The sequence below is a fragment of the Priestia sp. TRM10 genome, assembly GCF_057808375.1.
In genome coordinates this window covers 1-21,045 of the sequence record NZ_JBJZOT010000009.1, presented here as the reverse complement: position 1 = coordinate 21,045, position 21,045 = coordinate 1, and the positions used below count along the sequence as shown (strand labels likewise).

At 35.1% G+C, this 21,045-nt stretch carries 20 protein-coding genes and 1 other annotated feature; of the genes, 14 read left to right on the top strand and 6 right to left on the bottom strand.

The genetic code is table 11. The features are described from left to right. The first annotated feature begins 68 nt into the window (after nucleotides 1–68). Nucleotides 69–554, top strand: a complete 486-nt coding sequence (locus ACK3CR_RS07045) for a small multi-drug export protein (RefSeq protein ID WP_328124087.1) — start codon at nucleotides 69–71, stop codon at nucleotides 552–554. A gap of 95 nt (nucleotides 555–649) precedes the next feature. On the opposite strand, the gene ACK3CR_RS07040 is transcribed toward ACK3CR_RS07045, so the two are convergent. Then, a complete protein-coding gene (locus ACK3CR_RS07040) occupies nucleotides 650–1,990 on the bottom strand; it encodes an amino acid permease (RefSeq protein ID WP_243520014.1) in 1,341 nt (446 codons plus the stop codon). Between the two features lie 116 nt (nucleotides 1,991–2,106). After that, nucleotides 2,107–2,338, bottom strand: a binding site (T-box leader). 232 nt (nucleotides 2,339–2,570) lie between these two features. Here ACK3CR_RS07040 and ACK3CR_RS07035 point away from each other — a divergent pair. From ACK3CR_RS07035 to ACK3CR_RS07005, 7 genes are all read left to right on the top strand, one after another. Then, nucleotides 2,571–3,734 carry an iron-containing alcohol dehydrogenase gene (locus ACK3CR_RS07035; protein WP_488975149.1) on the top strand — a complete coding sequence of 388 codons (1,164 nt, stop codon included), beginning with the start codon at nucleotides 2,571–2,573 and terminating at the stop codon, nucleotides 3,732–3,734. Nucleotides 3,735–4,090: 356 nt separating this feature from the next. After that, nucleotides 4,091–5,191, top strand: coding sequence for an ABC transporter ATP-binding protein (locus tag ACK3CR_RS07030; protein ID WP_328124084.1), 1,101 nt, complete (start codon nucleotides 4,091–4,093; stop codon nucleotides 5,189–5,191). A 145-nt stretch (nucleotides 5,192–5,336) separates the two neighbouring features. Next, on the top strand, nucleotides 5,337–6,323 hold the full coding sequence (locus tag ACK3CR_RS07025; RefSeq protein ID WP_243520020.1) for an SIS domain-containing protein: 987 nt from the start codon (nucleotides 5,337–5,339) through the stop codon (nucleotides 6,321–6,323). 111 nt (nucleotides 6,324–6,434) lie between these two features. Beyond that, a complete protein-coding gene (locus ACK3CR_RS07020; protein ID WP_243520022.1) occupies nucleotides 6,435–7,721 on the top strand; it encodes an ABC transporter substrate-binding protein in 1,287 nt (428 codons plus the stop codon). Nucleotides 7,722–7,771: 50 nt separating this feature from the next. Then, nucleotides 7,772–8,650: a carbohydrate ABC transporter permease gene (locus tag ACK3CR_RS07015; protein WP_488975148.1), complete on the top strand. Its 879-nt coding sequence runs from the start codon at nucleotides 7,772–7,774 to the stop codon at nucleotides 8,648–8,650. Nucleotides 8,651–8,670: 20 nt separating this feature from the next. Then, nucleotides 8,671–9,534, top strand: a complete 864-nt coding sequence (locus tag ACK3CR_RS07010; RefSeq protein ID WP_410915145.1) for a carbohydrate ABC transporter permease — start codon at nucleotides 8,671–8,673, stop codon at nucleotides 9,532–9,534. 13 nt (nucleotides 9,535–9,547) lie between these two features. Further along, nucleotides 9,548–10,387 carry a fructoselysine 6-kinase gene (locus ACK3CR_RS07005; RefSeq protein WP_410915144.1) on the top strand — a complete coding sequence of 280 codons (840 nt, stop codon included), beginning with the start codon at nucleotides 9,548–9,550 and terminating at the stop codon, nucleotides 10,385–10,387. A gap of 34 nt (nucleotides 10,388–10,421) precedes the next feature. Here ACK3CR_RS07005 and ACK3CR_RS07000 read toward each other — a convergent pair whose 3' ends face one another. Then, nucleotides 10,422–11,162 carry a GntR family transcriptional regulator gene (locus ACK3CR_RS07000; protein ID WP_328124081.1) on the bottom strand — a complete coding sequence of 247 codons (741 nt, stop codon included), beginning with the start codon at nucleotides 11,160–11,162 and terminating at the stop codon, nucleotides 10,422–10,424. Between the two features lie 541 nt (nucleotides 11,163–11,703). Next, nucleotides 11,704–11,925: a hypothetical protein gene (locus ACK3CR_RS06995; RefSeq protein ID WP_488975146.1), complete on the bottom strand. Its 222-nt coding sequence runs from the start codon at nucleotides 11,923–11,925 to the stop codon at nucleotides 11,704–11,706. 393 nt (nucleotides 11,926–12,318) lie between these two features. Between ACK3CR_RS06995 and ACK3CR_RS06990 the strand changes: the two genes are divergently transcribed. Both ACK3CR_RS06990 and ACK3CR_RS06985 read left to right on the top strand, forming a co-directional pair. Beyond that, nucleotides 12,319–12,663 (top strand): hypothetical protein, encoded by a 345-nt coding sequence (locus ACK3CR_RS06990; protein WP_488975144.1) that lies wholly within the window; start codon nucleotides 12,319–12,321, stop codon nucleotides 12,661–12,663. Between the two features lie 353 nt (nucleotides 12,664–13,016). Then, nucleotides 13,017–13,751 (top strand): class I SAM-dependent methyltransferase, encoded by a 735-nt coding sequence (locus ACK3CR_RS06985; RefSeq protein ID WP_488975143.1) that lies wholly within the window; start codon nucleotides 13,017–13,019, stop codon nucleotides 13,749–13,751. A 237-nt stretch (nucleotides 13,752–13,988) separates the two neighbouring features. On the opposite strand, the gene ACK3CR_RS06980 is transcribed toward ACK3CR_RS06985, so the two are convergent. From ACK3CR_RS06980 to ACK3CR_RS06970, 3 genes are all read right to left on the bottom strand, one after another. After that, nucleotides 13,989–14,657 carry a TetR/AcrR family transcriptional regulator gene (locus ACK3CR_RS06980; RefSeq protein WP_488975142.1) on the bottom strand — a complete coding sequence of 223 codons (669 nt, stop codon included), beginning with the start codon at nucleotides 14,655–14,657 and terminating at the stop codon, nucleotides 13,989–13,991. A 131-nt stretch (nucleotides 14,658–14,788) separates the two neighbouring features. Beyond that, nucleotides 14,789–15,511 (bottom strand): MBL fold metallo-hydrolase, encoded by a 723-nt coding sequence (locus ACK3CR_RS06975; protein WP_488975210.1) that lies wholly within the window; start codon nucleotides 15,509–15,511, stop codon nucleotides 14,789–14,791. 98 nt (nucleotides 15,512–15,609) lie between these two features. Beyond that, the gene (locus ACK3CR_RS06970; protein WP_488975141.1) at nucleotides 15,610–16,785 is read right to left on the bottom strand and encodes an FAD-dependent oxidoreductase; all 1,176 of its coding nucleotides are present in this window, start codon (nucleotides 16,783–16,785) and stop codon (nucleotides 15,610–15,612) included. 497 nt (nucleotides 16,786–17,282) lie between these two features. Here ACK3CR_RS06970 and ACK3CR_RS06965 point away from each other — a divergent pair, with 497 nt between their 5' ends. The 4 genes from ACK3CR_RS06965 to ACK3CR_RS06950 all read left to right on the top strand — a co-directional run bounded on the left by ACK3CR_RS06965 (nucleotide 17,283) and on the right by ACK3CR_RS06950 (nucleotide 20,823). Next, on the top strand, nucleotides 17,283–17,738 hold the full coding sequence (locus ACK3CR_RS06965; RefSeq protein WP_488975140.1) for a MarR family winged helix-turn-helix transcriptional regulator: 456 nt from the start codon (nucleotides 17,283–17,285) through the stop codon (nucleotides 17,736–17,738). Further along, nucleotides 17,735–19,135 (top strand): MDR family MFS transporter, encoded by a 1,401-nt coding sequence (locus ACK3CR_RS06960; protein WP_488975139.1) that lies wholly within the window; start codon nucleotides 17,735–17,737, stop codon nucleotides 19,133–19,135. The genes ACK3CR_RS06965 and ACK3CR_RS06960 overlap by 4 nt, the downstream gene beginning before the upstream one ends. A gap of 121 nt (nucleotides 19,136–19,256) precedes the next feature. After that, a complete protein-coding gene (locus ACK3CR_RS06955) occupies nucleotides 19,257–20,000 on the top strand; it encodes an SDR family NAD(P)-dependent oxidoreductase (RefSeq protein WP_488975138.1) in 744 nt (247 codons plus the stop codon). 118 nt (nucleotides 20,001–20,118) lie between these two features. Further along, nucleotides 20,119–20,823 carry a DUF6022 family protein gene (locus ACK3CR_RS06950; RefSeq protein ID WP_488975137.1) on the top strand — a complete coding sequence of 235 codons (705 nt, stop codon included), beginning with the start codon at nucleotides 20,119–20,121 and terminating at the stop codon, nucleotides 20,821–20,823. The last annotated feature ends 222 nt before the right edge of the window (nucleotides 20,824–21,045 follow it).

The window sequence follows — 21,045 nt, the reverse complement described above, 5'->3', positions numbered from 1 at the left end:
CTCACGTCACCTTTTATACTGAAAAATGTAAGATTTACCTATTGAAAAGGGAGTATGGAGGAGATCGATTGGTTGAAGAAATTTTGTATAGAATTAAAGAAATGCAGTTAATGTATCGTTTTGGGATGATTTTTTTGATTGGATTTATCCCATTTCTTGAAGCTCATGTAGCAGTTCCTTTAGGAGTTTTATTGGAGTTACCATTCGTTTTAACCGCATTTTTAGGTATTGGAGGAAATATTATCTCCGTGTTACTTGTTGTCTTGATTGTTACTCTTATTAAGGATAAATTAAATCACCATGACCGTTATCCTTCTATAAAAAGACGGTTTGCAAAAGCAAGACATTACTTTGATAAGTATGGAGTACCTGGTCTAGCGCTTTTAGGTCCAATTGTTGGAGCTAATCATATTAGTGCACTAGTATCTGTGGCAGCAGGTGCGAGAAAAGAAAATATAGTGCTGTGGCAAGTCATAAGCATCAGCTTATGGGGGATGGGCAGCGGGCTTTTACTTTTCTATGGAATAGATGCCTATCAATGGTTAAAAAACTAACAAAAAAGCATGGACATAACCACCATGCTTTTTGTTAGTTATAAAGAACGGTCTACTTAATCAATAATTATATGAAGCAACACTTTCACAATACCTTATTGAATTTGATGTTGTTTGAAAAAATACGTTAAAGTAATCAAAAGATAGATAGCAAGGGTGATACTTGTAATAATAAAAGAAGTTGTAAAAATAACGCCAACTAAGATTAAAAGCAAAGCAATAATCGCAACCCACGTTGTGTAAGGAAACCATTTCACATGATAAGAGTTAACTTCAAATGAATTCTTACGTGACTTCACATGAGCAAGACCAATGATTAACCAAATAAATAGAACAGTATATCCTAACGAGCCCATTAAGTAATCAAACGTTTTACTTCCTGCAACAAGGGAAATGATTACTCCTACATATAAAGAAGAGGTACATGTTAAAATTGCATAAACAGGAACTTTTCTTTTTGATAGTTTAGCAAATACTTTTGGAAGGCGACCATCAACAGCTTGTGTATATAGCACACGAGATGAACCGTATAACCCTGAATTCATAGAGGAAATAATAGCAAGTAAAATGACCGCATTCATAATATGATCTGCGCCAGGAATTCCAATCATTTTAAATACCATTACAAACGGACTTTCTTGAACACCATTTACTTCATTCCAAGGAATCAAGCTGACGATAATAAAAAATGGAAAAATGTAAAAGGCAATAATACGTGTTAACGTACTGCGAACCGCTTTTGGAACCACTTTCTCAGGATTTTTAGTTTCTGCTAACGTAACGCCGATAATCTCTGTTCCTCCGTAAGAATAAATAACAACAAGCATTGCTGTAATTAAGCCAACAGAACCATTCGGGAAAAATCCATCATGCTTTGTTAAATTTGAAAATCCAACTGCTTCATGACTGCCAAATGATACGAATAAAAGCAATACACCTGCTAAGATAAACAAGATAATAACGCTAATTTTAATCAAAGCTAACCAATACTCTGTTTCTGCAAAAACTTTTACAGAAAGTAGATTTACAACAGTAACTAGTACAGAAACAAGTAATGTCAAAAACCAAATTGGATACTGTGGAAACCAATATTGTAAGAATATTGCGGAAACTACAGCTTCAGCTGCAATGTTTAGCACCCACATCTTCCAATAAATCCAGTCTAAGAAATAAGCGGGATATGTGCCTAAATGAGACTGAACAAGATCACGAAATGTTCTTGCTTTATTGTTTTGTACCGCCATTTCAGCGAGACCTTGCATAATGAATAATAAAATAATGCCTCCAATAAGATATGCAATAACAACAGAGGGACCTGCCATATCAATGGCTGAACTGCTTCCTTTAAATAAACCTGCCCCGATAGCTCCTCCTAATGCCATCATCATAATATGACGAGAAGTCATTGTGCGTTGTAAATTCTGGTTGTCTCTCATAACACTTACCTCCACTTTCCATAATCAAGCTTTCTAATATCTCAATATTTTATTCCGGCCGGATAACATTTTAAAAAACAAAAAAGCTTATCGTCTCTTTTCTCATTTTGAATGAAAAAAGAGACGATAAGCTTCTTAGGCAAACCGCGGTACCACTCTTGTTGATTCTTTTCGAATCCTGCTCGTATACCTTATAACGTAGGTTATTCGTCAAAATATAGGGGATTTTTACTCCGTTCTATCTTGCTGCTCCTGGGCGAGTTCAAAGCGTTTATAGACTGCGTTGCACCAACCCGCAGCTCTCTGAATCTATAAAAAACTTTTACTACTCCCATTCATTGCGTTTATACATGTAGTTGTGTTTGTTAGGTCTTTCGAATTAATAATCACTATAAAGGACGAATTATTTTTTGTCAACAATCAATTTTCAATAAATTCTCTTAAAAGGGTATGTTTAAGATGTTCCACGTGGTTTTAAATTTTATTTTTTTCAATTGTTAAAATGTGCGTTAAAAGGGAAAAGAGTAGAACAGTAGAAATAAAAAGAAAACACTTTGTTTACATAACAGGAGGAATATAAATGGAATCATACAGCTATTTTTGTTCGACGCGAATTGAAATGGGAAATGGAATTTCACGAAAGCTACCACAGTTGTTGGGATCTCTAGAGATTGGTTCTTCAATCTTGCTTGTAAGCGATCCTGGAGTTATTCAAGCAGGACTTGTAACGCCGATTCAACACGATTTAGAAGCTTATGGCTATCGTGTTTCAGTCTTTGATTCTGTCGCACAAAACCCTCGTTTTGCTCATTGTGTAGAAGGAGCGAGGCAATTTCAAGATTTCACAGCTGATGCCGTTATCGCTGTTGGAGGAGGAAGTGCAATGGATACTGCAAAAGCCATTGCACTGTGCGGAAAAAATGGAGGAACGCCAACGGATTATGCTGATGGAAAGCGAAGCTACGAAAATATAGCGCCGCTTATTTGTGTTCCAACAACAGCTGGAACAGGATCAGAAGTAACACGGTCGTCTGTTATTACAGAAGCAACAACACATCGTAAAATAACGTTAAAACATGAAGTGCTGCGTCCCGTTTTAGCTGTTCTTGATCCAGAATTAACGTTTACTGTTCCTTCTTCAGTAACGGCTGCAACAGGAGTTGATGCTCTTGTTCATGCCATTGAAGGATACACATGTAAAAAAACAAACCCTATTTCACAAGCGCTAGGCGCGAGTGCAATGAAAAAAATTGTTTCTTCCTTGCCGCTTGCATATGAAGACGGAAGAAATAAAGAAGCTCGATTTCACATGTTAGAAGGCAGTCTACTTGCAGGTCTTTGTTTTGGTTCTTCTGATGTAGGAGCTGTGCACTGCTTGGCAGAAGCGCTTGGTGGTCTTTATGATACCCCACATGGAATAGCAAATGCGGTTTTTCTTCCTTACGTCTTAAGATTTAATGCTGAAGAAAATAAAAAAATGCATGCTGATATTGCACGCTATATGCTTTTTGCTGAAGATGATGATAAGGATGAACTAGCAGTCAAAAAGTTGATAGAGGGAATTGAAAATTTCACAAAAAAGCTAGATATTCCAAAGTTAAAAGATTTACCTAATGTACAAGAAAAAGATTTTGCTCACCTTGTTGAACTCGCTATACAAAACGGTTCAACGAGTAGCAATGTTCGAAAAATAACGGCCCAAGATTATCAAGAAATACTAGAAAGAGCGTATAATCAAATTTAAAAAAGGGAGTCGTTTTTCAAAGCGACTCTTTTTTTACTGAACCTATTTTGAGAAGAGAAGGCAAAAGAGCATTTTATTTTTTTAAATGATGAATATTTACATTTCTCACAACCTCTCCTATAATAGGTTCATGGAAACGTTTACAAATTGAGATTAAGGAGGTTTTGTCTTAAATTTAAAAAACATATAACATAGTTTGGATATTTTTTGTTATGATACTTTACACAGTTATTTCTCCTTAAACGATATTTCATTAAGATAGTGAGTAAGTTAGAGAACCTATTTTTAAGGAAAGTAACGAAAAAGTAGGAATGTTTTAAAAGATGTCTGAATATTCAGAGGGGTAGTGATTTGATATGGCTGTTTTAGATTTGGAGAAGGTTCGAAAAGTGTATGACAAAAAGAATATTGCCGTACAGGACTTTAATCTTCATATTCAAGACAAAGAGTTTATTGTTTTTGTTGGGCCATCAGGATGCGGCAAATCAACAACTCTTAGAATGATTGCAGGGCTAGAAGAAATTTCAAACGGAGATTTCTACATTAATGGAGAACGAATGAACGATGTTGCTTCAAAAGACAGGGACATTGCCATGGTTTTTCAAAATTATGCTCTTTATCCACATATGACAGTTTATGATAACATGGCTTTTGGATTAAAATTGAAAAAGGTAAAGAAAGAAGAAATTAAGCGACGTGTAAATGAAGCCGCTAAAATTTTAGGATTAGAAACCTATTTAAATCGAAAACCAAAAGCGCTTTCTGGTGGACAACGTCAGCGTGTTGCTTTAGGACGAGCTATTGTGCGAGACGCAAAGGTTTTTCTGATGGATGAGCCGCTTTCTAATTTAGATGCAAAACTAAGAGTGCAAATGCGTGCTGAAATTATTAAGCTTCACCAAAGATTGCAAACAACAACAATCTACGTTACACATGACCAAGTTGAAGCAATGACAATGGCTACTCGCTTAGTTGTCATGAAAGATGGAGTAATTCAACAAATAGGAACTCCGCAAGAAATCTATCATCATCCTAAAAACGTATTTGTTGGAAGCTTTATTGGTTCTCCTGCTATGAATTTCTTCAAGGGGATGATTGAAGACAGCTATTTTATTGTCGGAAAAACGAAAATGAGAATTCCACAAAGCAAGTTAGAAATGTTAAAAGCTCGAAAGTATGATAAAAAAGAAGTCATTATAGGTATCCGCCCAGAGCATATTGTTTATAGCGATGTTCAGCTTGAAAATACAGCCAAAGTAGCGGCAAAGCTAGAAGTCGTAGAGATGCTTGGAGCAGAGTCTATTTTATATACACATATAGAAGATCAATCTTTTGTAGCTCGTGTAAATTCTCCAAAAGAATTCACTATAGGGGAGACAATTCATTTTCATTTTCAGTTAGGAAAAGCTAGCTTCTTTGATGTTGATACAGAAGAGTGTATTAGCGACCATAAATAGTAGTATCAAATAGAAAAAGGAGATTTAAAGATATTTTTAAATTTTCTGATAAATATATTGACGACTGCACCTTTAAAGCTTAATATAACAATATATAACATTACATGATGTTATATATCTTAATTAAAATTAGAGGAGTGAAAGTATGAGTAGAACTGTTGTAAATGTAAAAAGTGATGTGCAAGCGGTGTTAAATGAATTAGAAAACAAAAACATTCGAAACATTTTCTTTGTAGCATGCGGAGGATCTTCAGCCATTATGTATCCAGCAAAATATGTACTAGATCGGGAAGCCACAACCCTTACTTCAGACTTATACAGCTCAAATGAATTCATTCATCGTAACCCTCGACAACTAGGAAAAGAATCTCTTGTCATCTTATGCTCCATGTCTGGCACAACTCCTGAAACAGCAGAAGCAGCAACGTTTGCTAAAAGTAAAGGAGCTTACGCTGTTGCACTAACAAACGAACCAACTTCTCCACTTGCTCAAAATGCAGATAGCGTAATTAAATATGAGTGGGGCAATGATGTTGATGCATTTGAAACAAATCTAGGTGTTCTTTATCAACTTGTTTTCGGTGTTTTATCTGTTGTAGAAAACAACGAAAAGTTCGCTAAAGCTGTTTCTTCTCTAGAAAACTTACAATCTGTTTATGAAAAAGCACTTCAATATGAGAAAGAAAACGCAAGAAAATATGCTGAAGCCAACAAGGAAGAACCTGTGATTTATACAATGGCAAGCGGTGCAAACTATGGAGCGGCATACTCTTTCAGCATTTGCATTTTGATGGAAATGCAGTGGATTCACTCACATGCTATTCATGCAGGGGAATACTTCCACGGACCGTTTGAAATTATTGATGAAAATGTACCATTCATGATTTTACTAGGCTTAGATGAAACGCGCCCACTTGAAGAAAGAGCTCTATCTTTCTCAAAACGATACGGTAAGAAACTGACTGTACTCGATGCAAAAGAATATGACCTTTCAGGTATTGACGAAGAAATGAAAGGTTACATTGCTCCACTTATTTTAAATCGTGTCCTCAGACAGTATGCAGAGGAACTAGCAGAAGCACGCAATCATCCTTTAAGTAAAAGACGCTACATGTGGAAAGTCGAATATTAAGTTAAACATACTGAAAAATCTGTATATTTTACTTACGAGTTATACTATAATGTTTTATAACATTATAGTATAACTTAATAGTATATGATCTTATTGAAGGAGGGATAAGAAATGAAAAAGACAAAAGTTATGTTACTTTTGCTTTTAAGTTTTGCACTTCTGCTTGGTGGATGTTCTAGCAAAGAAACAACTTCAGAGTCAGAGAATGGAAAGACGGTGTTAACATTCTTTCATAGATGGCCAAAAGAGCCAGAAAAAACATACTTCAATGACGTTGTGAAAGAATTTGAGAAACAACACCCTAATATTAAAATTAAAACAGAAGCTGTTTTAAATGATTCCTACAAAGATAAGATTAAAGTTATGACTGGAACAAACAACCCGCCTGATGTTTATTTCTCTTGGAGCGATGAATTTGCTCGCCAATTTGTACGAGGAAATAAAGCTTTAGATTTAACGTCTTACTATGAAAAAGACGCCAAATGGTCTTCTCAACTCGTCCAATCCCAAGTTAAACCGTACACAGTAGATCAAAAAATTTACGGTGTTCCTGTCACAATGGACGGAAAAATGTTTTTCTACAACAAATCAATCTTCGAAAAATTGAATTTAAAACCACCCGCAACATGGGATGAACTTATCAACGTATTAAAAGTATTAAAGAAGAATGGATATACGCCATTACAGTTTGGTAGTCAAGACACGTGGACAATTTCTCACTATGTTGGCACATTAAATCAGCGCATTGTAAAAGAAAACGTGCTTGCAAAAGATTATAAAAGTGAGACAGGCAAGTTCACAGACAAAGGCTACATACAAGCTCTAGAAAAGTTTAAAGAACTAACCCCTTATTTTAATAAAAATACAAACTCGATTGATCATGAATATGCAAGACAGCAATTTTCAAATGGAAAAGCAGCCATGATTTTTGCTGAAACAGCAGAGATTAAGCTTTTTGGACCAATCAAGTTTGAATTAGGCATGTTTAATTTCCCTAAAGTAGAAGATGGAAAAGGGAATCAAACCAACTTAACAGGAGCACCGGAAGGATTCATGATTTCTTCTAAAACAAAGCATCCTGAAGAAGCAATGGAGTTTCTTAAGTTTCTAGCTTCTAAAGAAATGGGAGATAAGCTTGTCAAAGATGTTGGGAAATATAGTGCTGTACAAAATACGGCAAATAGTGAAAATACAACGCCAGAACAGCTTGATGCTGTAGATAACATCTTAAAAGCAGAGGAAATGGCGCCATGGTTTGATATGGCGATTGATAGCCGTATTGCGGATGCGTATTTAACAGGAACACAACTTATGTTAAACGGTGATAAAACACCAAAGCAAGTAATGAAGGATGTGCAAAAAGCAGCAAATAGCGTGCGTGCGGAATCTAAAAAGTAAAGGAAGAGTTACTCTTCCTTCCTTTTTTATAAGGGAGTGAAAAAACGAGAATGAAGTTAAATCGATTAATACCGTACTTATATCTTCTTCCAGCCTTAGCGTTTTTATTGCTTGTTTATATTCCAATCTTTCAAAATATTTTTGATAGCTTATACGAATGGAGTACCTTTTCTCCTGAAAAAGCATTTGTAGGATTAGATAACTATATTACCCTTTTCAAAGATCCTGTCTTTTATGAGGCTTTAAAAAATAACGTTTTTTATGCTGTAATCTCAATTGTTTTTCAAGTTTTCGGAGGATTAGTTGTTGCGGCTATATTAGAAGATAAATTAATTCGTAGGTTCTCACCCCTTTTTAGAACGGTTTATTTCTTACCTGTCGTTGTCTCGATGACTGTTATTGCTTTACTTTTCACTTTTTTTTATAACCCTGAAGTCGGATTGTTAAATCAGTTTCTTAAAATGAGTGGGTTAGAAAGTCTAGCAAAACCATGGTTAGGAGATAGTGATACAGCTATTTATGCTGTTATTGCAGTGTCTCAATGGCAGTCTATCGGCTATATTGCAATGCTGTACATTGTTGCTATTCAAAAAATTCCGCCTGAGCTATATGAAGCAGCTGAAATTGATGGAGCAAATAAAATTCGTCGTTTCTTTCATATTACAGTGCCACAAACAAAAGAGATGACCTTTGTTGCTGTCATTTTGACTCTTACAGGAGCCTTTACGGTTTTTAATGAGCCTTATATTTTAACAGGGGGAGGACCTGGTACTTCTTCTGAGGTTCTTAGTACGTATCTTTATAAAACGGCTTTTTCTCAAGATATGATGGGCTATGCTTCTGCAATTGCTACAATTATTTTAATCATTACGCTACTTCTTTCACTCTTTCAAATGAAAGCATTTAAAACAGGAAAGGGGGATGAATGATGCAAGTTCCTAAACAAAGTATGATGACTCCAGAAACGATACGTGATGTGAAAAGAGTAAAAAGAAAGAAAGGATATAAAAGCGTAACATTTGTCTACGCTGGGTTGATTTTCTACTTTCTTATTATTGCTTATCCATTATTATGGATGGTGATGAGCTCTTTTAAAAGTACAGAGGAAATCTTCACAAACAGCTGGTCACTTCCGAAAACATGGTTAGTTGAAAATTACGTAGCCGCATGGGAGAGCGGGATTTCTTCCTATTTCTTAAACAGTGTGATCGTTACAGGCTTGTCTTGCATATTGACGGTTTTTGTTAGTGCGCTAGGTGCTTATGGATTATCACGTTTTGAATTTAAGGGAAAAACGTTTATTCTTGTGATTTGCTTAGGAGGATTAATGCTTTCACCGCAAGTAAGCTTAATTCCTTTATATAACATTATTCAAAAACTAGGGCTTTATAACACACATTGGGCTTTGATCTTGCCTTATGTGGCATATCGCATACCTCTGACAATCTTGCTTATTAGAGCTTACTTTCTATCCATTCCAAAAGAATTAGAAGAAGCAGCTCGTCTTGATGGTTGTACAAGTATAGGTATTTTATTTAGGATTTTTATTCCAATGAGCGTGCCTATTTTGTTAACAACAACCATTTTGACAGCGTACTACACGTGGAATGAGTTTATGTTTGCAATCATCTTTATTGATGATGATAGCTTACGCACGATTCCAGCTGGATTAATGCAGTTCAGAGATGCCTTGCAAACAGACTGGGGCGTACTGCTAGCAGGCTTAACAATATCAGCAGCACCAATCGTTATTTTGTTTTTATTTATGCAAAAATACTTTATCAGAGGCATTGCTAGTGGAAGTGTCAAATAAGGGAGGACTTACAGTGAAATTAATTGGAATTGGAGATAACGTTGTTGACTATTACAGAGATCAAGGAAAGATTTATCCAGGGGGAAATGCTCTAAATGTAGCGGTTTTCTATAATCGTCTTACAGATGATCCTTGCGCATATATGGGGATTGTCGGAAATGATGAATGTGCTGCACATGTTATCGATTCATTGAAGCAAGAGGGAGTTGATACGAGCAGAGTAAGAAGGGCAATTGGTGAAAATGGAATGGCTTTTGTTGCACTAGATAAAGATGGGGACCGTGTTTTTGAAGGTTCAAATAAAGGAGGAATTCAATCAAGGCTTGGCCTTATTTTAGATGAGCAAGATATTGATTATATTAGCAAGCATGATCTCCTTCATACAAGTGTATTTAGTCGTTTAGAATACCGTCTACCACAATTGAGTGAGGTTATCGATATTTCGTTTGATTTCTCAACAAACTACGAAGATGATTATTTAAAAAGAGTGTGTCCATACATTCATTATGCCTTTTTCTCAGGAAGTGATTTATCTGAAGAAGAGTGTATGGAACTAATGAAAAAAGCTCATTCATTAGGAACAAAAATGGTTTGTATAACACGAGGTGGAGAAGGGGCTCTTCTTTCTACTAGTGATAAGATATTCAAACAACCGATTATTCCTACCGAAGTTGTTGATACATTAGGAGCAGGAGATTCTTTTATTGCAGGCTTCCTTTCTTCATATGGAGAAGAGCTAGATGTAGCTAAAGCAATGCAAAAAGGAGCAACTGTTGCTTCGCAAACGTGTCAAAATTATGGAGCTTTTGGATATGGAAGAGAGTATAATCCAAATTATAAAATGGTTCAATAAAGAAAGACTCTGCCTAGTTTAGCAGAGTCTTTTCTTATTCCCCATTTGACATTGAGCTATCAATTGTAAATGTGACGCGATTTGCAGGATAGTAAAGAAAAGAAGAGTGAATGGGTCTTTTTTTGGCATCATAGGCCACCTTCTCTACTTTAAAAAGAGGTTCTCCTACTTCACATTTTAAATGCTTTGCTTCATCGGCATTGGCAAATACCATGTTTAATAACTTTTTGTTATGAACAGGGGTTACGTTATAATGCTTTTTAATTGTTTCATACATTGAAACAGAATTATGAACATATTCGTTTAACTTTGGTAGCAATTCTAAAGAATAATGAGAAATTTCTAAGGTGAGGGGCTGGTCATCGTAAAATAAAATACGCTGTAGTTCAAGAATATCACTTTCGGGAGAAAGGGACAAAATATCAGCAATGTTTGCTTTTGCTGCTTTAAGTCCAAAAGACAGCATTTTTGTTTTAGGTACTTTTCCCATTTCAGACATATATTCCGCATGTCCGTTGACAGCGAATAGCTCTCTTTTTGCTTTTGGGTACTGTACAAATGTGCCTTTTCCTTGCTGACGTGTAAGAAGACCGTCTTCGACGAGATCCAATATAGCTTTTCTGACTGTAATACGGCTTACTCCATATATATCACATAAATCTGTTTCAATCGGTAGTTTTTCTCCTGGTGAGTAAACGCCTTTATTGATATCTTCAGTAAGCGTTTGTTTTAATTGAATATACAAAGGTGTAGAACTATGAGTGTTTAGCTTCATGTTTTCCCTCCTTTTAAACAACTGTTGAACTTTGATTATACCATAACGTCATGTGATGTTATAAGACAAATCAAGGTTTAAATCATTTAATTTAAAGTGCTGTGTATTTTATGGTGGAGGTCTTGAAGATATTATGGATAATATAGAAGATACATATGTAAACCTTGATGTAAATAAAGGTAATGAAAAGTCCTGTTCTAATTACGAATAAGATTTTTTTCTTTTTTATATTCTCTTTGTATTTATTTCCTTATTCTCCTATTAAAAACGTTTGTAAAAGTGTATGTATTTTCAAGGAGATTTGTAATTTAATTTTTAAGTTAAACGAACATCAAAAAGGATAGATTTATTATAAAAAAGAAAGGCTGTAAACCTACACTTTTATGGACGTTCACTTTGCGAACTATATGTTTGTGTTCGCTTCTTATGGAGTGAAAAGGTAATTAGTGGATATGACCATTAAGCTCGTTCATAATAGAAAAAAAGCGCCAACTCGTTTTTATTAAACAGGTTTGCGCTTTTTTACTACTTGGACCATGTTTTATCTTTTTTCTTTTAAATAATTGTTATAAGCCATTTCTACTTTATTTGGTTTTGGAGATGTTTTTGAAATTCTTCTTCTTATATCTTCCAATAAATATAGTCCTCTAAGTAAGCAGCCTACTATAATTCCAAAGGCAACGATTCCTCCAATTAAAGGGCCAAGAAGAAATAAAAGATAACCAGCAATGGTTGATAAAATAATAAGCAATAATAAATACATAGTAACCCCCACTTTAACCTTACAAAAAAGGATGTATTTAGTAACAAATGAGGTGTAAGTATATCGTAAATAGGAACTTTTGGAAAGCCGAAGTAACAAAGTCTCTATAAAATCTATTATGTTAACTAAGTTTGTATATCATATACATAAGTATAAGCCTTGAATTAACTTGAAATAATAGGAATTTTATTCCATTAAAGATATAATCAGTTATATAAAGGAAAGGATGAATATTGATGCATAATATTAAAGGGAAATCAAACGAAACTAAAGGGAAATACGCTCCGAGTATTTTTTTTGGAGCTTCAATTGGATCTGTATTAGGTTTGCTTGCTTATGTGAAGGACTGGCTATAGTTAAGAAAAGTTAGGATAAGGGCGGAGGTGGAGTGAATTGGATATTGAGTTCCCAGCCTGGTTTATATTATCAATTTATCTAATAGGTCTAACTTTTATCTACTTAGGTTATAGAATATGTGCCAAACAAAAACTTTCTCTTATTGGTAGTGGTGTGAAACTAAAAAAAGCAGAGAAACTAAATACAGTTTGCAAGTTAACAGGTATTTACTCTGTTATATTGGGTGTACTTGTCATGGCTATACCTATGTTCAATTTATTCTTTAATTTGTTTATAATCATGTTCATTGTTGGAATTATGATTATTGTATCCGCAATATTTTGGCTTACATTACAAAAAATATATTTTGTTCCTTTTACTAAATCAGTAACTTCCCCATAGAAGTGAGCTGTAACAATACAAATAGCCATCCTTTGTCATTAAAGTGGATGGCTATTTGTAGGATTTTAAATTATAGTGCCGATAACTCATTTTATGTTAACTAGAAATGACTATCTTAATTAGTTGGTTCAAGTTAATGAAAAGTTATCCATGCAAGGAGTAAGCCCATACATCCTCTAAGGATAAACTTTTCTACGTCTTAATAGCTAGTAGAGCTTTGTGTTATTATAATTGATATCATTTTAAACAGGGTGGAGTGGTCATAATGGTAAGAAGAATATAGATAGCCTCCTGTGATAGACGTTTAGGTTATTTTAGGAGGCTATTTTACTATATAGGAGATGTTATCAGTAATGAAACAAAATAAATATGATGTTGAAAAATTCTTTTCTGCTTATGAACAAATGCCACGTTCTATCAAAGGGCTTGAGGGAGCTGGTGAGTGGCATGTATTAAAAACGTTAATGACAGATATGAAAGATAAAAAAGTATTGGATTTAGGTTGTGGATTCGGCTGGCATTGCCAATTTACACGTGAACAAGGAGCGCGTTCAGTAATCGGTGTTGACATATCTAAAAAGATGCTTGAAAAAGCTCGTGAAAAAAACGAGGATGCTTCTATTTCATATATCCAAATGCCAATAGAGGATATTAATTTTAAAGAATCGGAATTTGATGTGGTTATTAGTTCGTTAGCTTTTCACTACATTAAATCATTTAGAGAAGTTGCTAAAAAGGTATCTAGCTTTTTAAAATCAGGTGGCACATTTCTTTTCTCAGTAGAGCATCCAATCTTTACTTCTAGAAATGAACAAGACTGGTACTACGACAATGATGGGAACCCTTTACATTGGCCTATTGATTATTATCAAGAAGAAGGAATTCGTAATACGTCCTTCTTAACGGAGGATGTAATAAAGTATCATCGTACAATTTCCACTTATATGAATGATTTGATTAATACAGGTTTTACAATCAAGGCAGTAAAGGAACCAATGCCTTCTGATGAAATGTTAGAAAGTATACCTGAAATGGTTCATGAAATTAGAAGACCTATGTTTTTAATAGTCTTAGCAGAAAAGAGTTAATTTGTTTCACGAAGTAGAATTAGTTAACTAAAGAATAAAAAGGTGTCGCAACCTACTAAGGGACACCTTTTTTGTTTCCTAGAATGTGTGTTATGTTAGCTAAAATTACCTACCAAAGGCCTTATTTTCACTATAGAAATTGCGAAATAACATTAGAAAATATATGAAAAAAGAGTGTTCACTCAAAATTCATGTGAACACTCTTTTTAGCTATACATAGAAGAAAATGAATTTGGGTTACTTTTTCGTTGAAAGTACACCTTGTAAAATCACTTTTATTCCCCAAATGAAACGTTCCTCTCCTTCACCGGAGAATAGTTCTGATTTCAGCATACTAATCATTGGATATTTCGACTCGTCCAAAACATCATATGAGGCCTCCAACTCTTCCAAAGCCTTGTCTTTTTCATTATGACGAGCTCTTTCAACCGCAAGAGATGAGACATAAAGAAGTAAAATATCAAGTCCCCAAGCTGCACTACGTGTATTAATATTACCTGCTTTTAAATTTCGAAGCAAACACTCATTAATATTCATAGAATTTGGTCCGTTAGGCGATGTGATTAAAGTAAGTTCTGCTAAGCCAGGTGTTTCTATCAATGTTAAAAAATAGGATTTAAGCACGTCGATAATGGCATCTTGCCAAAATACCGTTTCACTCTCTGCTAATTGAACATCTTGAAGAGCATAATCTAATACATAAGAACTTAACTTTTGATAATTCTCTACATATACATATAATGAGGCAGGTCCTGTGTCTAAAGCTTTTGCAACTTTTCTCATACTCATTCCTGACATACCATCTTCACATAACAATTGATAGGCTGTTTTTATAATAATATCTAGGCCTAATGGTGGTTTTGCTGGTCGTGTGCGTCGACTTTTTACATGTTCAAATTTATTCATAATTCACCTTATAACATTTGATTTTATTGTTCTTAATTCCTATAGTTTATCATACCTATATATCTTCATATTTTCAAAATCAATCAGGTAAATCACTATATTAGATGACGTCATATTCTCAAACTATATAATTATTTCGCTGAACCCGTTGCAGCAATTTGTGCGATTTCTTCATTTAATGTTTCAGATTCATACATACCACCGTGATAGCAAATTACACGTTTAATATCAAAATCAGCAAATTTTGTTAACGATTGATAGGCTTGGTCTAAATCAGGTGTTTGCACAGGGGTTGGACCTTCTAATTGAGGTCCACGAATAACCATGGCATCCCCAGCTATTAATGTTTTGGATGCAGGATGATATAAACTAATGTGTCCTTCTGTGTGACCTGGTGTATGAATGACCACAAGACCGCCAGCAATGTCTAGTTCTTCACCATCTGCTAATGTACGTTTTATAACAGGGGTGGTTGGTACTATATACCCTTCACTGAATTGAACATCTAGTGGTGCTGGTAACTCTTTAATAAGAGGTCGATCACCTTCAATATACGGACGATCTAACTCGTGTGAAAAGACTTCAATTGTTGGATTAACTTCAAGAAGTTTTGCCAGACTGCCAACATGATCGATATCTTGGTGTGTCAGAATAGTGGTTGTTAGTTGGCTAATAGATAGACCACGTTTTTCTAATTCTATAGCAATCAACTTTTCGCTACCCGGCATACCTGTATCTACAAGTACAACGGCATTTTTACTTATAATTAAGCTAGGATTAATAGACCATAGACCACCAGGAAAAGCCGGTACTTCGATATTTAAAGTTATGGGTTCAATAATTGTTTTTGTCATCATGATTCTAAGAGTCTGGCAATTGCATCTCCACTCTTAGATACACCTCCATTTTGTTTTAGTTTTTTTATAGTTGATCTCTTTAAATGAAATTCATATTAAGCATTTTGATTTTCTTCTTCATTAAGTGATTTCATCAATTCACTTGTCTTTTCAGCTGCGTTAATGTCAAAGAATAAATCCATGTTCTCTTTAGTTTCGGCAGCTATTTCAGCTGCATATTTGAACATTTTTAACTCATAATTATAGACAGCTTCATCCATGTTATCATGATTGATAATCGATAGTGCGAGTTCAGCTGCGTCCAACATCGCAAGGTTTGCACCAGCACCTGCAAAGGGTGACATTACGTGCGCAGCATCTCCTAAAAGTGTGATACCTTTTTTATGTTCCCACTTATGTCCTACAGGTAGCATATAAATACGACGAGGGAAAACAGGTCCATTTGCATAATGAATATATTTTTTTAGCGCTGAGCCCCAATCTTCGAATAATTTAAGAAGCTCTGGTTTTGCTTCTTCTAGATTGTCATAGTTAATACCGTTATTGTGTAACCAGTCGTTTGATACTTTAAAACTTAAATAGATACGAATTTTTCCATCACCATTCATTTGAGCTAACATACCTTTATAATCATCAAGTGCAAATACACTACCTAAACCATTCAGCTCAACAATATCAAGAAAATTCTTTTTCGCATCTAAAATATTGATTTCTATCATGCTAACACCTGAATACTCTGCTGTTTCTTTACTAACAAATGGACGCAGTTTAGAGAAAGCGCCATCAGCACCCACTACTAAATCGACTATTTCAGTAGCTCCATTTTCAAAATAAAGTTCATGTTGACCATTTTCTATTGGAGTAGCATATAGAAGTTTATGTCCCCATTTAATAGCCTCTGAATCTACAGCATCTAATAACATATGACGCAACACTGTACGATCAATTTCAGGCCGAGAATCTGCAGCAGCCTCTGGATTTACATTTGCGATATCTTCATACAATACAGTAGCTGTTTTATCCATTATTTTTAACGCCTGACCTTCATAACGGCAAATTTCTTTAAATTGTTCAAGTAGGCCTGCTACTTGAAGTGCTTTTTGTCCCATATCTTCTGTTAAATCAAGTGTACCGCCTTGTTCTCTTTGTGTGACAGAGGTTTCACCTTCAAAAATTACTGGATTAAACCCAGCTTGTTGTAAGATACGAGCCAGTGTTAATCCGCCAGGACCAGCACCAATAATGGCAATACGTTTATGTTTATTCATCATGTATTTCACTCCTAGTCATTAATTTTAATCACAAGTGAACAGTGTTCGGTTGTGGCATAAACAAATAAAAGAATTCGTTTAAATAGAATTCTTCTCATCATCTGATTACTTACATCAAATGTAATCATTATTGTTCCTAAATATTTTATTATTTCGGGTATATAATATGTTATATCATAACGAACACTGTTCGTAAAGAATGGTGTTCGTTATTTTTTCGGATTTTTATAAATTCAAAAACATAATCCGTTATTTTAGTACACAGAATCAATCTTTTCACAATGAATGTGAATTTAAATATGGAGATGCAGTATTAAACCTAAGTTAGTCAACGCTATTTTAGATTGCATTTTTATCAAACAACAATCGTTAAAATTTTTGTCAATTAATGATTTTATGACTTTTTGATTTCCTTCCTCTAAAGGTCAACATGTTGACTTTTTTAATTAAGCTCTTTAAAATGGTCAACATGTTGATTATTTTAAAGGAGTATGATTATGGATTCTAAAGTGAAAATTATTATGAACTTCCTTCGAGCTTCTACATTGCTTAATCGAACAGGCCTCAAACTCGTAGAAGGCACAGAGTTAGCTAGTGTCCAACAGTGGCAATTGTTGGGGATTATTGATCGAAATGAGGGAATTTCCTTAGCTAAATTATGTGAGGAAACACTTGTCACAAAACAAAATATTACAGGATTGGTTGAACGCTTACGTAAAGCAGAGTTGATTACAACATGGACCGATTCAAATGATAAACGTATAACAAGAGTGGGGATTACGTCTAAAGGGAAGGAAACTATGGAGAAAATGAAACCTCGAACAGAGATGAGCAATAATATAACCTTTGCCGATTTTACTAAAGAAGAGCTCGACATGTTTGATAACATGCTTGAGCGTTTTATTACTTCATTACTTCTTGAACCAAATGCAAAGAAAGGAACAAAAGAATGAACGACTATCAACGTAAAATAACCATCGCTTTACTTATTGCAACCTTTTTATCTGCGATAGAAGGAACGATTGTGAGTACCGCAGCACCGGCTATTGTAGAAAAACTAGGCGGAATCGATTTGATTAGTTGGGTTTTTGCTCTATATTTACTTACTTCCGCCGTCACAACCCCTATTTTTGGTAAACTAGCTGACCTTTTTGGACGAAAAAAAGTCTTTATAGTGGGGACTTTCTTATTTCTACTAGGATCCTTATTATGTGGGCTTTCACAAAATATGGGGCAATTGATTTTATTTCGTGCTCTTCAAGGAATTGGAGCTGGCGCTGTTATTCCCATAACCTTTACCATTATCGGAGATATTTTCACTTTTGAACAACGTGCAAAAGTTCAGGGGTTATTTAGCTCCGTTTGGGGAATTGCGGGGCTATTTGGACCATTAGTCGGAGGTTTTTTAGTCGATTATGTAAGTTGGCATTGGATCTTTTTTATTAATCTTCCTTTTGGTCTAATTTCTATGTGGATTATTGGAAAACACTTAGAGGAAAATATTGAAAAACAAGAGCGGAAAATTGATTATGGGGGAGCTATTACGTTTACCATCGGTACCACAGCCCTACTTTATCTCCTTCTCTCAGGAGGAAGCAGTTTTCCTTGGAATTCTGTGATAACGTATGTACTTTTAGTGGCATCCATTATTCTTCTTGTAGTTTTTGTGCGTATTCAAATGAAGCATCCTGAACCTATCATTCCTATTAAATTGTTTCATTATCGAGAAATCTTAATATCAAATCTTGTTGCCTTTTTAGCAAGTGCTATTTTGATTGGGCTCACAACTTATATTCCTTTATGGATTCAAAATGTACTTCAAAAAGGGGCTACGGCTTCAGGTTTTATCTTACTCCCCATGTCCATTGGTTGGCCACTTGCAGCAACATTCGGCAGTCGCTTCTTAATTAAAGTAGGCCCTAAGCCGGTTTCCCTTATCGGAATATGTCTGGTTACACTGGGTTCATTCGCTTTAACATGGATTACCCCATCATCCCCTATCTGGATGATGCTTGGTATCACCTTTATTATGGGATTAGGTTTCGGTTTGTCGATTACTACATTTACAATTGTTGTACAATCTGCCGTTGGCTGGAACCTTAGAGGAGTCGCTACTTCTTCGAATACCTTTGTGCGTACATTCGGGCAAACATTAGGAGTAGCCGTACTAGGAGCATTCTTAAATCAACAATTAGGGGTTTCAACAGACTCCTTATCAGAAGTAGCTTCCCATTCTCTTGCAGCTGGAATTCATGACATCTTTCTAATTATGGCTGGAATAGCTGTAATCAGTGTGGTTGTCACATTCTGGGTTCCTAAAAAGAAAAAAGAAGAAGAACAAGCAGCATAACTTAATAACTTGAGATTTCACGATTAGAACATCCAATCGGACGTTTCTAATCGATGTATCTATATAAAAAATCATAAATAACAATCTATAACCAATCAAAATATTAAAGGAGAGAGGAAAAATGAATAATAAAGTAGCCATTGTAACAGGATCCAGTCGAGGAATTGGCGCAGAAACAGCCAAATTATTAGCTCAGCGTGGAGCAAAAGTAGTGGTTAACTATGCAAGAAGTGCAACTGCAGCAGAAGAAGTTGTAGAGGCTATTCAAAAAAGAGGTGGCCAAGCCATCGCTATACAAGCTGATGCTAGAAATATGGAACAAATGAGTCAGCTGGTGGAAGAGACCGTAAAAGTATATGGAACAGTAGATATCCTTGTTCATAATGCGGGCATGAGTTTTCCTAAAAAAACATTTGAAGAGATGGAATGGGAAGAATTCATTCAAAAAACAAATGATGAACTTCAGGCTGCATTTGTATCAACCAAAGTCGTACTGCCTTATATGAAAAAACAACAGTATGGAAAACTTGTGTATGTATCAAGTGGCTTAAGCAATCATCCAGCTCCGGCTTTTATCGCCCATGGAACATCTAAAGGAGGGCTGAATAGTTTTGTGAAATATATCGCCCAAGAAGTAGGAAAGCAAGGGATTACAGCAAATATTGTTTCTCCAGGTTTAGTCGAAACGGATGCTACGGCTAATCTACCACAAGAATTTAAACAACAACAAGAATCTTTCCTTCCACTTGGAAGACTTGGTCGTCCTGAAGATATTGCAAAAACCATTGCTTTCTATGCGAGCGATGATAGTTCTTATATTACAGGAAGTTATACACCAGTAAGTGGGGGCGGTGAAATGAATTAATAAAAAGGCTAAACCAACTTAGATATGTCCTTGAAGTCATTATACATCTATACATGAAAGAGAATGATAGACGAATACACTAAATCATGATGGATAAATGAAAAAGGGGTTGTGGAAAGTGAAAAAGTGGAATGAATTTTTCTCATCCAATAAAGAGATTACGATTCGAAATCTAGCCAGATATATGAATCAATCTGTACAGCAGCAATGGGATTTGATTTTAAAAGAAAATCATGATGAATTAATAGACCATTTTCAAACAATAGGTGAACCTGCTTATGGAGTGTATTTAAATAAGCTTCTAAAACCTATTCTAAAGCAACTAACAGATGCAGGATTAAATATAAAGCCTGGCTTCATTATGCCCAACTCTATAGAACACTGGGGACCACCAGAAGAGCGTGAAAGATGTATCTGGTGTGTAGTAAAAAAAGAAGATGAAACGTCTTTAGGAACACTTGTATTACGAATGTTTCACTCCCATACTAAGTTTGATGTTCCGAGTGCTCCTGTTTTCTTTTCATTAGACGAAATAGAAAAAGAGGCGATTATAAAAGCTATTTCTCAAGCCTCTATACGCCTAAATAAGAAGGATCATGGATTCGTTCCTCAGAATAGAGAAAATACAGATGTTCTAAAGTGGGAATATAGTACAGAAACAGGAATCAGTGATTATTTAAACTCTAATCAGGCTGCCTTGGAAGTAAGTTATCTTGACTATGCTCTTTCAAAATGGGGAAGACAAGGATGGGAGTTAACATCAGTAGGCCCTTATGACGGTCGCCTAGTTGCTTTCTTTAAACGCCCTATATCAGCTAATTAAATGAATTTTGAAAATAAGACCAGATTTCTACATGATATCTGGTCTTATTTTTAGTATTTTATAAGAATTTGGTGTTTGCACTTCCTAGAATCAATATTATGGTGCGACAAGAAGTCGCTTTCTTACAGTGTAGCTAACGCTACTCATCTAGACGCAAAGATAATCTCCATCCGAAACGGCATGCTTGGTAACGAGCCTGTCGGTTGCATGAGGAAATGCGGA

What these genes read in the sequence shown, in the direction of transcription:
- ACK3CR_RS07040 (WP_243520014.1), bottom strand. Translation starts at nt 1,990, where the DNA reads ATGAGAGACAACCAGAATTTACAACGCACAATGACTTCTCGTCATATT.
- ACK3CR_RS07035 (WP_488975149.1), top strand. Translation starts at nt 2,571, where the DNA reads ATGGAATCATACAGCTATTTTTGTTCGACGCGAATTGAAATGGGAAAT.
- ACK3CR_RS07030 (WP_328124084.1), top strand. Translation starts at nt 4,091, where the DNA reads ATGGCTGTTTTAGATTTGGAGAAGGTTCGAAAAGTGTATGACAAAAAG.
- ACK3CR_RS07025 (WP_243520020.1), top strand. Translation starts at nt 5,337, where the DNA reads ATGAGTAGAACTGTTGTAAATGTAAAAAGTGATGTGCAAGCGGTGTTA.
- ACK3CR_RS07020 (WP_243520022.1), top strand. Translation starts at nt 6,435, where the DNA reads ATGAAAAAGACAAAAGTTATGTTACTTTTGCTTTTAAGTTTTGCACTT.
- ACK3CR_RS07015 (WP_488975148.1), top strand. Translation starts at nt 7,772, where the DNA reads ATGAAGTTAAATCGATTAATACCGTACTTATATCTTCTTCCAGCCTTA.
- ACK3CR_RS07010 (WP_410915145.1), top strand. Translation starts at nt 8,671, where the DNA reads ATGATGACTCCAGAAACGATACGTGATGTGAAAAGAGTAAAAAGAAAG.
- ACK3CR_RS07000 (WP_328124081.1), bottom strand. Translation starts at nt 11,162, where the DNA reads ATGAAGCTAAACACTCATAGTTCTACACCTTTGTATATTCAATTAAAA.
- ACK3CR_RS06995 (WP_488975146.1), bottom strand. Translation starts at nt 11,925, where the DNA reads ATGTATTTATTATTGCTTATTATTTTATCAACCATTGCTGGTTATCTT.
- ACK3CR_RS06985 (WP_488975143.1), top strand. Translation starts at nt 13,017, where the DNA reads ATGAAACAAAATAAATATGATGTTGAAAAATTCTTTTCTGCTTATGAA.
- ACK3CR_RS06980 (WP_488975142.1), bottom strand. Translation starts at nt 14,657, where the DNA reads ATGAATAAATTTGAACATGTAAAAAGTCGACGCACACGACCAGCAAAA.
- ACK3CR_RS06975 (WP_488975210.1), bottom strand. Translation starts at nt 15,511, where the DNA reads ATGACAAAAACAATTATTGAACCCATAACTTTAAATATCGAAGTACCG.
- ACK3CR_RS06970 (WP_488975141.1), bottom strand. Translation starts at nt 16,785, where the DNA reads ATGATGAATAAACATAAACGTATTGCCATTATTGGTGCTGGTCCTGGC.
- ACK3CR_RS06965 (WP_488975140.1), top strand. Translation starts at nt 17,283, where the DNA reads ATGGATTCTAAAGTGAAAATTATTATGAACTTCCTTCGAGCTTCTACA.
- ACK3CR_RS06960 (WP_488975139.1), top strand. Translation starts at nt 17,735, where the DNA reads ATGAACGACTATCAACGTAAAATAACCATCGCTTTACTTATTGCAACC.
- ACK3CR_RS06955 (WP_488975138.1), top strand. Translation starts at nt 19,257, where the DNA reads ATGAATAATAAAGTAGCCATTGTAACAGGATCCAGTCGAGGAATTGGC.